Raw genomic sequence first — 14,726 nt, 5'->3', positions numbered from 1 at the left:
TTGGGCTGGCATGGATTTGAGTCGCGAACTAAGCTTGAGCATTCATTGGCTAGGAGCTTGCTATGTTAAAGCTCGTTTTTTTTCTTGATCGTCACAGGCTTATACTCGCTGGGCTACGCGGTTCCTACAGCTATTACAATTTTTGGCTCGGACAATTATTGGCCCATTAGTTGGTTGGATGAAAATCAGCAAGCCAAGGGGCTGGCGATTGATGCTGCTGAGTTTGTACAAAAAGACACAGGGATCAAAATCACCATCGAGCTAGTGCCGTGGAATCGGGCGTTTAAAATGGCGCAGCATGGCTCGGGCGGGATAGTGGGCTTGTCGAAAACCAGCGAGCGTGAGGCGATTTTTGATTATTCCAAAGTCTTTCATGACAGTGGCGTGTATTTGGTCGTGAATAAAAACCGCCCGCTGCAGGTGAAGTCGATCGATGATTTGCAGGGCAAAAAGATTGGCGCTTTGATCGGTGTGAGTTACGGCCCCGCGATTGATTTGGCGATTAAGAAAGGGCAATTTCAAGCCATACGCGATGTTTCAAACACCGCGCGCTTAAAGAATCTATTGCATGGCCGGATTGACGGGGCCTTTATGGCCAATGTTGATACAGAGTTACCGCGCTATTTAGCGGCAGACCCTGAGTTAGCCGCAAACGCCAATGCATTTGTCGTGCTCAAAAATCAGCTGGCTGAAGATCCTGTTTTTGTGGCGTTTCGCAAGGGAGGTTTGGATGACGCCACTCGCGACAAATTGTTCCAATCTTTTGAAAAATGGAGCAAATTGCGCGAGTCGCGTAAAGCGTCTAAATAGCGCGCTTATTTATTAGTGGCAATCCGTGTTTCGATGTTTTTGGCACGATCAGCCGAAGCGGGGTGTGAATCGAGCATGCTGTGCTCGCCGCCGCCCAATTGCGCCAGTTTTTGGAATGCGGTGATTAAGCCTTCACGCTTTAATTTCTTTTGCGTCAGCAAATCGTACGAGAAATTATCCGCATCCAATTCTTGCGATTGCGAGAACTGCGCATTGATCAATTCTTCGGTAAATTTCCCTAACGATGAACCGCTCAGTGCCGAACCTACCGTGCCGCCATATTCGCCCACCGCCGCTTTGGCAGTCGCTACGCCGTAGGCCGTTTGCATGGCTTTTTTGGTGTGGCCTAGGGCAACGTGACCCATTTCGTGGCCGAGCACGCCGATGATTTCATCGTCATTCATCATGTCCATCAAGCCGCTGTATACGCGAATGCAACCATTGGCCATCGCCCAAGCATTCACATCGGGCGTCATGTAAACCTTGTAATTCACTGGCTGGCCGTTGATTTCGGAGCCCAGTTTTTTTGCGATCCCATCAAGGCGTTTGCTGTATTTATCTTTGGGGCCAGCGATTTTTTCTTCGGCGTCGCTTTGCTCGCACGCTTGATTGGCCAGTGCTTTTACATCGCTATCGGTTAAGGTCACGCCCTGCAAAGCTTGCTGACCAACTTTCAGCGCTTTATTAAAGTCAAATGCATTGACCAATGGGCTTGTCGCTATGCTTAAAGCACAGGCGATCAGTAGGGGTTGCAGTTTCATCTCTTTAGGCTCTAATTTTTAAAACAGTAATCGTAAATATTTGTCAGTCTGCAGTCAAAATAAAGGTGTTTCACCTCACGCAGGCCTGATGGCTTGATCTCCACACAATCTCCACATTGCACGCATATTTCTTCCATTTTCCCCCTGCATGATGGCGACATTGGCTAGAAGGCCAAGCGCATAAGGAGAGCGATGATGAAAATAGGCGTAAAACTGGCCGCCATGCTGGGGCTGACCGTGTTGATGTTATTTGTACTCATGTTGGTGCGTGATTTGGTGAACGAGCGGCAGCAGCGTGCCAACGATGTTAGGCAAGAAATTGCGCAGTTCAGCGCAGGTGAACAAACACTATCGGGACCGTTTTTGGTGCTCCCTTTTGAGCGCACGAAATCCAAATGGGTTGCCGCCAATAAAGACCAGTCGGCGCACTGGGAAGAGAGCAAAACGCAGGAGCATATAATCTTAAGACCTAGCCAATTTGATGCACGCGGGCAGTTGGCGGTAGAAGTACTGAAGCGCGGCATTTTTGAGGCGCCGATTTATCGCAGCCAATTGCAATTGAGTGGTCAGTTTAAAGTGCCTGCATTGGCCGATTTTGAAGAAAAATCGAGTTCTGAGCTGGAAAAAATCAGCACGCATTGGCAAACCCCGTATCTGGCGCTGAGCCTCAGTGATGTGCGTGGGATTGGTCAGCTAAGTGGCGTCGCAGCGAATGATACTTTGAGGTTTTCACCCGGCGCCAATCTAGCTCGACTTGGCGCGGGTGTACATGCGCCGGTTAAGTTGATTGATCTTGCCGTCTTGGCGCGTGATGGGCAGTTGCTCGACTTTAGCTTTAAGCTCAATTTAAGCGGCAGCACGCAGCTATTGATCGAACCCGTTGGCGATAGCAGTAATGTAGCGCTATCGGGTAACTGGCCGCACCCCAGTTTTGCTGGCAACTTTGCCCCGCTAGAGCGGCATATTACGCAAGAAAACTTTAGCGCGCGCTGGCAAACCAGTGAGTTGGCTACTGGCGGCGCGAGCAATTGCAACACCAATGAGGGCGAAGCGTGTAACGCCGCGCGAGTAGGCTTGCGCTTGATCGACCCGGTGGATCGCTATGTGCTGAACGAGCGGACGATGAAATACGCCGAGCTCTTTATGCTGCTCATTTTTGGCGCAGTATTTTTAATGGAAGTTGTGCACCGACTGGCCGTGCATCCAGTGCAATACAGCTTGGTCGGAATGGGCTTGGCGATGTTTTTCTTGCTGACCTTGTCGCTATCCGAGCATCTGGGTTTTTATCGCGCCTACTGGATCGCCGCAATTGCATCCGCGGCTTTGCAGGGGTTTTATGTCAGCTTTGTCTTGGCAGGCTGGCGACGAGGACTGGGGTTTGCTACGGTACTGATTGCTTTGTACGGTTTGCTATTCGGGATATTGCAATCAGAAGATATGGCGCTATTAATGGGTAGTTTGACCTTGTTCGCGCTATTGGCTGTGGTGATGTATATGACTAGAAATATTAACTGGCATGCCTTGGGTGGCAATACACCTACCAAGTATCGAGCAGTCAATCAAGCTGAAGTCGAATAATCGGTTGCAAGTCGGGCATGGGCGCAGCCTTGATGCGCCCATTGGAGATTAAAATGAGCTGGTATTTAATGCCGTGGCGAATCGTCACCTTGATGTTCGGGCTAGCCTTGCTGGTGCTGGGCGCGGATTGGTATCACTTCCCGGATTGGGATTACGGCATTAGCGTGCTGATGGCCTTGGCAACCTACGCCCTGATGCCGCGGTTTCAGGCTTGCATCGTACGGCGAGATCGGCTGCAAGCTGTGCTGATCGTCGTGTTTTGCGTCGATACAACTTATACCGCTTATCTGCAAGCGAATGACATGACTTTGGCGTTACGAGGCGTTAATTTTGGCGCGAGCGCCAGTCTATTTGCCTTTTGCTGGCTGGTTTGGTGCGTGTTGCCGCAATTGTGGCAAGGTAATCTGCACGCAATATGGTGCAAAGCGCCAAGGTAATGCGGAATAAAAAAGCTCGTTGAGCGCACCCAAATTGCGCGATAATCACGCCCTTGGCAAGTTGCTTGCCGTTTCAATGGCAGGGGAACGAGATGAATGATGAACAGCGTATCACCGAGCTAGAAATCCGCTTGGCTTTGCAAGATGATCTGCTCGACGAGCTCAATCAAATTATTTCGCGCCAGCAATTACAAATCGATCAACTTAGTGCAGCCTTGCATGCACTACAGCAAACGCAGGCCAGCCCCGATCAGCAAACGCCGCGCAGCCTGTTTGACGAAATACCTCCGCATTATTAATTTTTGTCTTGTATTAGCGATTTATCGCAATCCCCTTATTCATACGGCTGTGCGGTATTGACCGTCTAGTTTGGAAATCACCATGTCTACTGCATCTTTCAACCATTCACGTGTCGCGATTATTGGCGGCGGCCCTGCAGGGCTAATGGCGGCTGAAGTGCTCAGCAATGCGGGTGTGCAGGTTGAGGTATTTGATGCGATGCCTTCGGTCGGTCGCAAATTCCTACTGGCCGGTGTTGGCGGCATGAATATCACGCATTCCGAACCTGCAGAGCCTTTTTTAAGCCGCTATGGCGCGGCAGCTGGCCATCTCAAACCGATGCTTGACGCCTTTGGTGGCGAGGCCTTGCGCGAATGGGTGCATGGGCTGGGGATTGAAACCTTTGTTGGTACTTCGGGGCGCGTATTTCCCACCGAAATGAAGGCCGCGCCCTTGCTGCGCGCCTGGTTGGCAAGGCTCAAAGCGTCCGGTGTCAAGTTTCACCCGCGTCATCGCTGGCTGGGCTGGAACGAGGCGGGGCAATTGCAATTTGGCACGCCTGATGGAGAAATCACGCAAGAGTTTGCCGCTACCATTTTGGCCTTGGGTGGCGCAAGTTGGGCGAAGTTGGGTTCTGATGGCCGCTGGTTGCCGCTGTTAAGCGCAAAAGGCGTAGAAATTGCGCCGCTGCAAGCGGCTAATTGTGGCTTTGATGTCAATTGGTCAACCTTCTTGAGCAATAAATTTGCTGGAACGCCACTCAAGTCTGTGGCGGCCAGCGCCGATGAGGGCGAGCCGAAAAAAGTCGGCGAGTTTGTGATTACCGCGGGTGGCGTAGAGGGGAGCTTGGTCTATGCCTTATCGAGCGCGTTGCGTGAGCAAATCAATCAGCAGGGTTTTGCAACTTTGTGGCTTGATTTACTGCCACAAAAAACTGCGGCTGAAGTTTATAGCGCTTTAACGCAACCGCGCGGCGCTGATTCTATGGCCAACCATTTGCGCCGCAAATTGAAAATCGAAGGCATTAAAGCGGCGCTGTTGCACGAATTATTAAGCAAGGCGCAATTTACTCAGCTCGATGTGCTGGCGCAATCGATTAAGTCCTTACCAATCAAGCTGATCGCGCCACGCCCGATTGACGAAGCGATTAGTAGCGCCGGCGGCGTGAAATGGGACGCGCTGACCAGCGATTTAATGCTGCGCGAGGCACCTGGCGTGTTTGTCGCCGGTGAAATGATCGATTGGGAAGCGCCAACTGGCGGGTATTTATTGACCGCCTGTTTTGCCACCGGCCGCCATGCGGCGCAAGGCGTGTTGGCTCATTTGCAAGGCGCTGCGGCATAGTTGGCCCGCGCTGGCAAATCCACCATTTAAGCCAAAAATCGCCAACAGCATCAGCATCGCGCCGCAGATTGCGGCGCTTGTTAATTGTTCTGCTAAAAACAGGCGGCCATACAGTGCGCCAAATAAAGGCTCTAGCCCAAGCAGCGCAGCAACCCGGGTGGGGTTTAAGCGCGCCGCTGCCCAGTTTTGCGCAAAGAAGGCAAAAATGGTGGCGAAAATAATTAGGTAAAGTAAATTGCCCCAAAATTGGGGTGCAGCAGGTAAGTAAAGTTGATTGAGGGATATTGCCAGCAAGGCTATGCTGAATGAGCTTATCCCAATAATACCTGCTTGAACGGTAGTTAGCGCTAGCGCATTGATTGCCTGATCGGTTAGCCATTTGCAGCTTAAAGCAACGACCAAGGCGCGCAGGATCGCGGCGCCCAAGATCAATACATCACCACGATTTAGATCCGCCAATTGGCCGTTAAAGCCGCTGAGCAAGGCTGCGCCAAATAGCGCCAGCGCCAAACAAAACCATGTGCTTTGAGCTGGCTTTTGCCGCAGGATGATCCACTGCGCCACCGGCGTGAGCGGCAGACACAGGCTGATCAAAAATGCCGCTTTACTGGCACTAGTTAGCAAAACGCCATAGATTTCAAACCAGAAAATAACCGAAATTAACAAGCCTAAGGGAAGGCCAATGCGAATTGCCTTGGTGCGTTCTGCGGCTGATTGTCGGCAAAAAAACGGTAATAAGCAGGCAAAGGTGATTAAAAATCGCAAAGCGATAAAACCTAAGACCGGGTAGTAGAGCAAGGCTGTTTTACTGACACCATACGTGCTGCCCCAGATGATGGCGACGGCCAGTAATAAGATTTGTGCAAACCAGCTTGAATTCGCTAATGGCATCTTGCTCCACTCACTGAAAGAAAACGCCATTATCAATTGTTGCCTTGAAAGTGATAATCTAGCTTGTGTTCATAACATTTGTGCGTGAAAAGCATGAATCAATTGATTGCACTGCTGCCTGATATGGCTGTTTTTGTTCGTGTGGTGGAGTGTGGTAGTTTTTCGGCTGCAGCCAAAGAGCTGGGCGTTAGTGCCTCAGCAATTAGCCGCCAAATTGCGCGCCTCGAAAAAAGCTTGGCGGTGCGCTTGTTAGAGCGCAGTACTCGACGTTTACGCTTAAGCGATGCGGGGCAAGAAACCTTGCTGCGTTGCCAAACCATGCTGGCGGCGGCGCAAGAGGCGATGCAGGTTTCGGCGCAATACATGGCTGCGCCGCAAGGACGGGTGCGTGTGGCAGTGCCACGTGGGTTTGCCCGTGGTGTGCTGCAGCCCTTAATAACCCCTCTGTTACAGCGGCATGCTGGTATTGAGTTACACATGCTTGTCACCGATCGCGTGGTTGACCCATTGGAGGATGAGGTCGATCTGGTGATACGGATTGGCGATTCGCCTCCTCCGGGTTTGATTGGGCTGCCACTGATGGCGGTGGAACAGGTATTGGTCGCTAGCCCTGCCTATTTGGCGCAGCATGGTAGGCCATTAGAGCCCACTGATTTATTGCAGCACTCGTGCATTTGTTTGGGCGAAACACCCATTGATCATCGCTGGTGTTTTACTCGGCAGCAAGATACGCAGACGATAGCAATAGCAGGGCGTTTACGGATCAATCACAGCGAAATGCGTATGCAGGCTGCGTTGGATGGCTTAGGGGTTGCAAGTTTGCCTGATTTTACGGCGCGCCAAGCCATTAACGATGGGCGACTTATTCGTGTGTTAGCCGACTGGCGTTTAGGCACCTCATATGCAGGGATGGCGTATTTGCTTTATCCTGCGCATCGTTATGTGCCCCCCAAAATTCGCTGCGTGATCGACGAACTGGTGGCGCATTGTCGCTGCCAACAGCCATAACTTGCCGATCAAAGGATATGCCGTGCCACTTGCTGCTCAATTACGCCAACAAATTGCAGACACCGAAGCCGTGTTGCGCTCGCTTGATCCACGCCAAACACAATTTATTGTGATGCAAGGCGACAAGGCGTTTCAGTTTGAGATGAGTAATCGTAAACCTACTGCGGCCAAAGTAGTTGAGTTTGAGTTGGCGACGCGCTTTATCGAGGCAGATGCCAAAATGATTGCTGGGGCTTTGAAAAATAGCCAAGGTGAAGTTGCACGCGCCGTTGCATTGCCCGCCGCGTTAAAGATGCAATTGGCCAAACAGCAAGCAGCGCTGTTGAAATTAGAGCAGGCGATTAGTGTGATTCAATGGCTACCCAAAACGACGCGTTAAGCTACCGTGGCGCGTAGCTGTAGGGGTTTGAGGCCAAATTGTTGTTGAAACCGAGCACTAAAACGGGACGCAGACGCGTAGCCACATTGCTGTGCAATATCGCCGATCGCGAGTTTGGAAGTTTGGATTAAGCCTAAGGCTAAATTGAGTCGGACTTGATCCAGTATGCTGCGAAACGAGCTGCCTTCTTGATCTAATTGTCGCCGTAGCGTGGAAGCGCCTAAATGTAATTGCTTGGCGACCTCATCCACACTCCAATTTCGAGCAGGGTGCAGCATCATCAATTGTTGAACCCGCTCAGCAAGGCTATCGCTGCGAATGCTCAGCAATGCTGAGCCATATCCGGCTAAAGCAATAGCCAATAATAAGCCCAAAGCACGGTGTTCAAGCATGGCAGCGGGTTCCTCCCGCGTGAGGGCGGCGAGGGTTTCGTCCCATGTTTGCGCGATGACTGGGGTTATTGTGGCGATAAATTGCGGTGCTTGTTGCGCTATGTTTTGCAATATCGCGCCATAATCATGGCGAAATCGCTCGATTAAGTGCGGATGAAATTGCAAAATTTCGCAGTAGTAACCCTGAGCATCAGGGACATTGCTCAGGGTTAATTGCATGCCAGCAGGGCCAATTAAAATATCACTCTTGCCGGCAATCTGCTGTTGCTCGTGCATCCAAAGGTGCTTTTCACCATGGCGAATACGCATCAGTGTGGGCTGCAAAAGAGTCACTTCGCGCAGTTGCTGTGTTGCAGCGGCGCGGATAACGCTGTATTGGATTACTTTGCCGTGCACTAAGCTCATGCGGTTCTCGCCAGCTGATGGTGGTGACTTATTTGGTGCGTTGATACAGCGTCATTAGATCAGCTTTTGCCAATTTATGGGCGTTAAGCATATAGCCGACCAAAGCGCCGCTAGCGTTGCTATCGAGCGGCAGTTGCTCAACATCGAGCGCCCACACGGTGTGAATATAGCGATGCGCCTTGTCGCCCACGGGTGGACATGCGCCACCATAGCCGGCTTTACCATAATCGGTGCGCGTCTCTACTGCGCCGGCTGGAACTTGTCCTGCGGCAACCGACATTGTCTGCGCTGGGATATTGACTACGCCCCAGTGCCACCAGCCGCTACCGGTGGGCGCATCTGGATCGTACACCGTAATGGCAAAGCTTTTGGTGCCCGCTGGCGCATTTTTCCACTGCAATTGCGGCGAAATATTGCCGCCATTGCAGCCAAAGCCCGCAAATTCGTGCTGTTTGCTCATGAATTGATTGGCTTTGAGATCGGTGCTGCTTATTTGAAAGTCGCTAGCATACGCGTTGCCTAAACACACGATGCTGGTGATGAGGGATGCAAGCAGTTTCATAGTGGCTCTCCTAGATAAGAGCCTTGATGATAAAGTGCGCCGTATACCTTGTTTGCGCCAAAACGCTCGATTTATAGCCTAAAAAGCTCAAATCAAGCGTATCTGGCTAATTGTGTGCTAACGGCGGGCGGTGGCGGCTAGTTTATTGGCCGCAGCCGAGGCGCTCATTGATGGTGTATTCCAAAATTCGTACACCACTTCGATTAGCGCCTTTTTCATATCGTCTTGTACCGCCATATTATGCGCCCATGATGGTACGAGGGTGTTTTTTGCGGCTGAATCGGCAAAATCGGCTGCCGATGCTTTGCCATAAGCGTCTAGGCGATTGCGATCAATATCGGTGCGGGCGGGGATGGAGCCTTTGTGGTGGTTGTAGGCAATTTGGCATTCGGGGCTCATTAGCAAGGAAGCAAAATTACGCTGGGCAAGCGCTCGTTTTGGATCGTCTTGGCGGAACATGGTGAGCGTATCGGCGGCAAAGCTATATTCGCCATTTTGATTTGGCGCGGCCCAGAAATAATAATCGCCGCCGGCTTGTTTGCCTGCGGTATCAAATTCGCCTTTAACCCAATCGCCCATGATTTGCAGCGCGGCGCGGCCATTGATAATGTCAGCCGAGACTAAGTTCCAATCACGACCGACCGGATCTTCGCTGCAAAACGGTTTAATACTGCGGAACATTTCCAAGGCTCGAATCGTATTGGGGCCAGATAGCGTGGCGTGATCGAGTTTACTAAACGCGTCGACATAATATTTGGCGCCACATAAGCCCAGTGACACCGCTTCAAACAGGGTGGCCACTTGCCATTTCACCTCTGAATGGGCAATTGGCGTAATGCCAGCATTTTGCAGTTTCTGGCACAGGCTAATAAATTCATCCCAGCTTCGTGGGGCTTGGCTTACATTGACGCGGCGTAAGAGCGCTGCGTTGGCCCAGATCACGTTGACGCGCGCAACACCCAATGGCACCGCCACATAATGCCCGTCGGCATGCATTTGATCATCAATGACTTTGGGTAAAATTTGCCCCCAGCGTTGTTCGCGGGCCAAATCGTCAAGATTGGCGAGCACATTTTTCCCGGCCCAAGCTTGGATTTTTACCCCACCAATCGCCGCTGCGGTCGGCAGATTATTGGTTTCGACCGCTTTTTTCAGCATGCCCGGCACGTCTTTACCGCTGTGGCTATCACTCCAATGGTGGCCAATTTGGTTCAGGCGCGCTTTGACATCGGCAACTGCGCGAAATCCGCTGGCGGCAAACCAGCCATGCAAGACGGTAATGTCTTCGAGTTTGAATTTACCCACCGCACCCATCAGTTCTCGGGCACGGTTTTCCAGTGTTTCGAGGGCTTTTTTGGTTTGCTGCAGGGCGGAATCGCTAGATTGGGTCATCGAGTTAATTTGTTCGGATGACTGAGCCATCGTCGTACTGGCGGCGGTTTGTTCACGCGTGGCGTCAGCAATGCTGCGCACCACTTCAACGACGTTTTCCATGCGGCTGCCAATATTGCTCATCAATTGGCTTGCTTCTTGTGCGCGCGCCACGCTGGACGTGACGCCCTGCGCCGCACGCGTCATATTATTCAGCGCCGCATCGGTGTCGGTGCTGACCGAAGATATGCGTTGGGTGATTTCGACCGTGGCTTTGGCGCTGCGCTCGGCCAATTTGCGCACTTCATCCGCTACTACGGCAAATCCACGCCCTTGTTCACCCGCACGCGCGGCTTCAATCGCGGCATTGAGTGCCAATAAATTAGTTTGCTCGGCAATGTCTTTGATTACGCTAACAATCGAGCTGATTTCCTTCGATCTTTGGCCAAGATCGCTAATTGCAGCACTTAAGGATTGAATCGACGACTCCATTTTGCTCACTTCATCCGACACGCTATGGACGGTTTGTGCGCCCTCTACTGAAAGTAATTGCGTTTCGCTAACGACTTCATCAACTTCGTGCGCGCTATCGGCGATGTGGGTAATACTGACGGTGATTTCTTCGACTGCTGCGGCCGATGCGGCTGAAAAATCGGCTTGAGTGTGGCTGTCTTTAACCAGTTGACCCGTCACCACGGTGATTTCTTTCAGCCCTAACGATAACCCCTCCATGTCGCGTTGCACTTCACGGAAGGTATTTTGCAATTGACCCGCAAATTCATTAAATCCACTGGCTGCTTGGGCTAATTCATCATTACCGTGGACGGGAATACGGAAGTTCAGGTCTCCGCCGCCAGCACCTAAGCCTTTCATTGCCATCATCAGATGAAATAAAGGTTTTAGTAGCCATTGCAGCGCAAGCCACTCCAACACTGCAGCAATAGGAAGTGTTATTAAAAGTGTTAACCAAACAGGCCAAGCCAAGCCTTGCGTGAGCCAGGCGCTAAGTAGTAGTGCAAACAAGGTCACAGACAAGGTGATCGCAATCACTTTGGATTTGATGGGCATAATGACTCCACTGCAGTAACGGCATTGCTTAGCCTTGTGCGTGATTAAGCATAGTTAGACTAAGTATGAAAAGCCAAGCAGTTAGATCATGAGTATTTGCTAATGAACTGTCTATTGCGAGTTGACACTATGTGCAAATTCCAGTTTTGCGCCACGCGAGTGCACTCTATCAGTACATTCGCCAAGGCTTGATCTGTTGGATTGAGACAGATCCCGCATTAATTTGCACGACAGATCAATTAAATACTTGCCAAATCGAAAATTGAGGTATTTAATTTCTGTAATGACAGAAATAAAGGAAAGGCAATGAAACTCAGTCCAACTATGCAGAAATACATCGTCCACTGGGGTGAAATGGGGACGCGTTGGGGCGTAAACCGCACGGTGGCGCAAATTCATGCCTTATTGTTTCTGGCCAATCGCCCGCTGAACGCCGAAGAAATCGTTGAAACGCTGAACGTGGCGCGATCAAACGTCAGCAATAGCCTTAAAGAGCTACAGGGCTGGGGTTTGGTGAAGGTGCAGCATGTACTGGGCGATCGGCGTGACCATTTTGTCGCGCTGCAAGACGTGTGGGAGATCTTCCGCCTGATTACCGAAGAGCGCAAAAAACGCGAACTCGACCCAACCCTGACTGTGCTGCGCGAATGCGCGATTGAGGCCGAAAACGACGCTGAAATCGAAGCCGCAACCAAACAAAAGATGGATGAGGTACTGGAGTTTCTTGAAGTCTTGCTATCCGGCTATGAAGACTTTAAACATTTGCCACCCGCAGTGGTGCTTAAATTGCTGAAAATGGGCAGCAAAATCGGCCAATTAGCGGCCATTTTCGGTAAAGACGAAGAGCAGTAAATTCACGCAAGGAGTGCATTATGCCGCAATACCAAGTGTTTTATGACCGTGCTTGCCCAATGTGCCGCTTTGAAATTTTACGGCTAGATCGTTTGGCTGCGCCGGGATGCTTTGAGCTGATTGACATTAGTGCTGCCGATTTTAACGCCGCCGACTTTGGCGTGAGCCAAGCTGCATTGGAGGCGCAAATCCATATTCGGGCGCTCACGCCAGATGCGCCGTGGCTGATTGGTATCGATGCGATCGCGGCGCTTTATCAAGCGATTGGCAGTACCTGGTGGCAAGGCCCGCTGCACTGGCGTGCCACGCGTGGCACGGTGGCGGCGCTGTATCGCTGGGTTGCCGCACATCGCTATGCTGTGAGCCGCGCCTTGGGCTTCAAACCGCATGCAGATTGCACTACTGGCAGCTGTAGTATCAAAAAATTGGCCTAATCATTTCTGTTTTAACAGAAATAAAATAAATAGAGGTGGTATGATGACTCAATGGATTAGTTTGCTAGCGGTAATTGCAGTTAATTTAGGCTTGAGCCTGCTCTTAGTGGCGTGGCAGCAGCGCGCCTTAGGCCCTTTACTGAACGAAAGTTGCCCCGGTAGCGGCGCGCATTATTGGCGCCATACGCTGGCTGCTTTGCAACTGTTAATCCCTTTGCTGCTGGTGCTGTTTTTTGTCGATAGCCACATTAGCAACCCAGTTGAAACCGTGCAAACGATGCTGATTTGCTTGGTACTGGGGCATTTAATCGCCATTGCCAGCATCGCCAAAATGGTTTGGCGGCGTTTGGTGCCACCGCAAGCACTAGCTCAGCCTGAAGCTGTACCAGCGCCCGACGTGCCAAGCGCTGCAGCGGAGGCGGTATGAAAATCTTAGTCTTGGGTGCTTCTGGCTTAGTCGGCTCGGCGCTAATCGACGCGCTAAAGCCTCAGGGGTATTGCGTTAAAGCCATCTCGAAATCTGCTATTGAGAGCAATACAGCTACAGAGTATTTGGCGCTCGATCTGGCCCAATACACTGCGCCCGAAGATTGGGATGAATTGCTGAGTGGCATTGACGTGGTTGTTAATACGGTTGGCATTTTTGCCGAAACTGCGCAGCAAAGTTTCGCCGCGCAGCATGTGGCGATGCCCACCGCGCTGTTTGCTGCATGTGAGCGGTCGCAAATCCGCGTGATTCAGGTTTCGGCGCTGGGCGCGCATCCGCAAGCGGCGACTGAATATTGGCGCAGCAAAGGGATGGCCGACGCCGATTTAATGCAAAGGCGCTGCGATTGGGCGATTGTGCGACCGTCGCTGATTTACGCCCCGCAAGGGCGTAGCTGTCGGCAGTTTTTGCAAATGGCGAGCTGGCCGCTATTGCCGGATTTGGCTGGCTGCGGCGAGGTGCAACCGGTGCATTTGGCTGATGTGGTCGCGACGATATTGGCACTCATCGCCGCACCTGCTCCGCTGGCACAAGTCGTTGATGTGGTCGGCCCGCAGCGCTATCAACTCGGGCAATGGTTGGCGGCGCTGCGTAGGTCAATGGGTTTGACGCAAGCACAACGACTGAGGGTACCAGTCCACGTGCAAGATGCCGCAGCCGCTGTAGGGCAATACCTATCGAGGTGTTTGTTCTCGCCTGCGAGTTTGCAGATGCTGCGGGCGGGCAATTGTGGTGACGGCACAGCAATGCGCGCTTTACTTGGGCGTGAGGAGCAAGCCGCGCTGCCAGCCCGTCACGACACTGGCTTGGCGGCCAGAGCGCAACTCGATTGGCTTTTGCCGGTGCTGCGCTTCAGTTTGGCGCTGGTGTGGCTGTTGACTGCGGCGGTGTGCTGGTGGGGCTGGCCACATGAGCAGAGTTTGGCTTTGCTCGCGCAAGTGGGAATCCCCGCGCCTTGGCAATGGCCAATGTTTGTTGGCGCGATTGCTTTGGATGCGTTGCTCGGTGTGGCTTGTTTAATGAATTGGCCTTGGTGGCGTGCACAAGCCCTGCTGGTATTGGGCTACAGCTTAATCATTGCAATGGCTCTACCCGAATACCTTCTGCACCCATTTGGGCCGGTGCTTAAAAACCTAGCTGTTTTGGCGCTATTGCTGGTGGTGGAACAATGTGAGCGCGCGAGGGGGAGATGATGGAATACTATCTATGGATGAAATGGCTGCATATTTTGTCGGCAACGATCATGTTTGGCACAGGTTTGGGCACAGCGTTTTATATGTTTGTGACCAATCGCAGCGGCAATGTGCAAGCAATGGCGGTGGTGAGCCATTGGGTGGTGAAGGCCGGTATGTGGTTTACCACGCCCGCGGTCATTATCCAGCCACTTTCGGGTGCCTTGATGATTTATTGGGCCGGTTTTCCACTGCAATCATTGTGGGTTTGGCTGTCTGTATTGCTGTATGCAATCGCAGGGCTGTGCTGGTTGCCGGTGTTGTGGCTGCAATTGAAAATGCGTGATATGGCGCAGGTGGCTGCGCAGTCAGATAGCGCATTGCCCGTCCAATATTGGCGCTATGAAAAAATTTGGACTGTGCTGGGTTTTCCAGCGTTTATAGGCTTAATTGCAGTGTATGGCTTGATGGTGCACAAACCTTTTTAGGATGGTGA

General features: G+C 51.8%; 17 protein-coding genes. 12 read left to right on the top strand and 5 right to left on the bottom strand.

Features of this window, described 5'->3' with window-relative positions; genetic code table 11:
- Positions 1-84 precede the first annotated feature (84 nt).
- Positions 85-810, top strand: a complete 726-nt coding sequence (locus tag NT239_08625; GenBank protein XGA69862.1) for a transporter substrate-binding domain-containing protein — start codon at positions 85-87, stop codon at positions 808-810.
- 5 nt (positions 811-815) lie between these two features.
- On the opposite strand, the gene NT239_08620 is transcribed toward NT239_08625, so the two are convergent.
- Complete coding sequence (locus tag NT239_08620) at positions 816-1,571, bottom strand: M48 family metallopeptidase (GenBank protein XGA69861.1); 756 nt, start codon at positions 1,569-1,571, stop codon at positions 816-818.
- Positions 1,572-1,763: 192 nt separating this feature from the next.
- Here NT239_08620 and creD point away from each other — a divergent pair, with 192 nt between their 5' ends.
- The 4 genes from creD to NT239_08600 all read left to right on the top strand — a co-directional run bounded on the left by creD (position 1,764) and on the right by NT239_08600 (position 5,209).
- Positions 1,764-3,149, top strand: a complete 1,386-nt coding sequence (creD, locus tag NT239_08615; GenBank protein ID XGA69860.1) for a cell envelope integrity protein CreD — start codon at positions 1,764-1,766, stop codon at positions 3,147-3,149.
- A 53-nt stretch (positions 3,150-3,202) separates the two neighbouring features.
- Positions 3,203-3,586 (top strand): hypothetical protein, encoded by a 384-nt coding sequence (locus NT239_08610; GenBank protein XGA69859.1) that lies wholly within the window; start codon positions 3,203-3,205, stop codon positions 3,584-3,586.
- A gap of 92 nt (positions 3,587-3,678) precedes the next feature.
- Positions 3,679-3,885, top strand: a complete 207-nt coding sequence (locus NT239_08605) for a SlyX family protein (GenBank protein XGA69858.1) — start codon at positions 3,679-3,681, stop codon at positions 3,883-3,885.
- Positions 3,886-3,967: 82 nt separating this feature from the next.
- Positions 3,968-5,209 (top strand): TIGR03862 family flavoprotein, encoded by a 1,242-nt coding sequence (locus tag NT239_08600; GenBank protein ID XGA69857.1) that lies wholly within the window; start codon positions 3,968-3,970, stop codon positions 5,207-5,209.
- Here the strand turns inward: NT239_08600 and NT239_08595 are convergent.
- Complete coding sequence (locus tag NT239_08595) at positions 5,132-6,100, bottom strand: DMT family transporter (protein ID XGA69856.1); 969 nt, start codon at positions 6,098-6,100, stop codon at positions 5,132-5,134. The genes NT239_08600 and NT239_08595 overlap by 78 nt on opposite strands.
- 93 nt (positions 6,101-6,193) lie before the next feature.
- On the opposite strand from NT239_08595, the gene NT239_08590 reads away from it, so the two are divergent.
- On the top strand, positions 6,194-7,108 hold the full coding sequence (locus NT239_08590; GenBank protein ID XGA69855.1) for a LysR family transcriptional regulator: 915 nt from the start codon (positions 6,194-6,196) through the stop codon (positions 7,106-7,108).
- A 22-nt stretch (positions 7,109-7,130) separates the two neighbouring features.
- Positions 7,131-7,487, top strand: a complete 357-nt coding sequence (locus NT239_08585) for a hypothetical protein (GenBank protein XGA69854.1) — start codon at positions 7,131-7,133, stop codon at positions 7,485-7,487.
- On the opposite strand, the gene NT239_08580 is transcribed toward NT239_08585, so the two are convergent.
- From NT239_08580 to NT239_08570, 3 genes are all read right to left on the bottom strand, one after another.
- Positions 7,484-8,284 (bottom strand): helix-turn-helix transcriptional regulator, encoded by an 801-nt coding sequence (locus tag NT239_08580; GenBank protein ID XGA69853.1) that lies wholly within the window; start codon positions 8,282-8,284, stop codon positions 7,484-7,486. The genes NT239_08585 and NT239_08580 overlap by 4 nt on opposite strands.
- A gap of 28 nt (positions 8,285-8,312) precedes the next feature.
- Entirely contained in the window at positions 8,313-8,846 is a 534-nt protein-coding gene (locus tag NT239_08575) for a YbhB/YbcL family Raf kinase inhibitor-like protein (protein XGA69852.1), read from the bottom strand.
- 117 nt (positions 8,847-8,963) lie between these two features.
- A complete protein-coding gene (locus NT239_08570) occupies positions 8,964-11,285 on the bottom strand; it encodes an extracellular solute-binding protein (protein ID XGA69851.1) in 2,322 nt (773 codons plus the stop codon).
- 306 nt (positions 11,286-11,591) lie between these two features.
- Between NT239_08570 and NT239_08565 the strand changes: the two genes are divergently transcribed.
- From NT239_08565 to NT239_08545, 5 genes are read left to right on the top strand one after another with little or no spacing between them, the layout of a single operon-like run.
- Entirely contained in the window at positions 11,592-12,137 is a 546-nt protein-coding gene (locus tag NT239_08565) for a MarR family transcriptional regulator (protein ID XGA69850.1), read from the top strand.
- A gap of 20 nt (positions 12,138-12,157) precedes the next feature.
- Positions 12,158-12,571 carry a DUF393 domain-containing protein gene (locus NT239_08560; GenBank protein XGA69849.1) on the top strand — a complete coding sequence of 138 codons (414 nt, stop codon included), beginning with the start codon at positions 12,158-12,160 and terminating at the stop codon, positions 12,569-12,571.
- 40 nt (positions 12,572-12,611) lie between these two features.
- The gene (locus NT239_08555) at positions 12,612-12,998 is read left to right on the top strand and encodes a hypothetical protein (GenBank protein XGA69848.1); all 387 of its coding nucleotides are present in this window, start codon (positions 12,612-12,614) and stop codon (positions 12,996-12,998) included.
- Entirely contained in the window at positions 12,995-14,251 is a 1,257-nt protein-coding gene (locus NT239_08550) for an SDR family oxidoreductase (protein ID XGA69847.1), read from the top strand. The genes NT239_08555 and NT239_08550 overlap by 4 nt, the downstream gene beginning before the upstream one ends.
- Positions 14,251-14,718 carry a DUF2269 domain-containing protein gene (locus NT239_08545; protein XGA72791.1) on the top strand — a complete coding sequence of 156 codons (468 nt, stop codon included), beginning with the start codon at positions 14,251-14,253 and terminating at the stop codon, positions 14,716-14,718. Before NT239_08550 ends, NT239_08545 begins: the two co-directional genes overlap by 1 nt.
- Positions 14,719-14,726 lie beyond the last annotated feature (8 nt).

This window comes from Chitinibacter sp. SCUT-21, assembly GCA_041874755.1.
In the GTDB taxonomy this organism is placed as follows: domain Bacteria; phylum Pseudomonadota; class Gammaproteobacteria; order Burkholderiales; family Chitinibacteraceae; genus Chitinibacter.
Note: the sequence above shows the minus strand (reverse complement) of the source record. Positions and strands in the feature narration are given on the sequence as shown.

Bases quoted from the DNA above. Each gene is read 5' to 3' on its own strand.
- NT239_08595 (XGA69856.1), bottom strand. From the start codon at position 6,100: ATGCCATTAGCGAATTCAAGCTGGTTTGCACAAATCTTATTACTGGCC.
- NT239_08590 (XGA69855.1), top strand. From the start codon at position 6,194: ATGAATCAATTGATTGCACTGCTGCCTGATATGGCTGTTTTTGTTCGT.
- NT239_08570 (XGA69851.1), bottom strand. From the start codon at position 11,285: ATGCCCATCAAATCCAAAGTGATTGCGATCACCTTGTCTGTGACCTTG.
- creD (XGA69860.1), top strand. From the start codon at position 1,764: ATGATGAAAATAGGCGTAAAACTGGCCGCCATGCTGGGGCTGACCGTG.
- NT239_08610 (XGA69859.1), top strand. From the start codon at position 3,203: ATGAGCTGGTATTTAATGCCGTGGCGAATCGTCACCTTGATGTTCGGG.
- NT239_08600 (XGA69857.1), top strand. From the start codon at position 3,968: ATGTCTACTGCATCTTTCAACCATTCACGTGTCGCGATTATTGGCGGC.
- NT239_08620 (XGA69861.1), bottom strand. From the start codon at position 1,571: ATGAAACTGCAACCCCTACTGATCGCCTGTGCTTTAAGCATAGCGACA.
- NT239_08555 (XGA69848.1), top strand. From the start codon at position 12,612: ATGATGACTCAATGGATTAGTTTGCTAGCGGTAATTGCAGTTAATTTA.
- NT239_08550 (XGA69847.1), top strand. From the start codon at position 12,995: ATGAAAATCTTAGTCTTGGGTGCTTCTGGCTTAGTCGGCTCGGCGCTA.
- NT239_08560 (XGA69849.1), top strand. From the start codon at position 12,158: ATGCCGCAATACCAAGTGTTTTATGACCGTGCTTGCCCAATGTGCCGC.
- NT239_08565 (XGA69850.1), top strand. From the start codon at position 11,592: ATGAAACTCAGTCCAACTATGCAGAAATACATCGTCCACTGGGGTGAA.
- NT239_08605 (XGA69858.1), top strand. From the start codon at position 3,679: ATGAATGATGAACAGCGTATCACCGAGCTAGAAATCCGCTTGGCTTTG.
- NT239_08545 (XGA72791.1), top strand. From the start codon at position 14,251: ATGGAATACTATCTATGGATGAAATGGCTGCATATTTTGTCGGCAACG.
- NT239_08580 (XGA69853.1), bottom strand. From the start codon at position 8,284: ATGAGCTTAGTGCACGGCAAAGTAATCCAATACAGCGTTATCCGCGCC.
- NT239_08575 (XGA69852.1), bottom strand. From the start codon at position 8,846: ATGAAACTGCTTGCATCCCTCATCACCAGCATCGTGTGTTTAGGCAAC.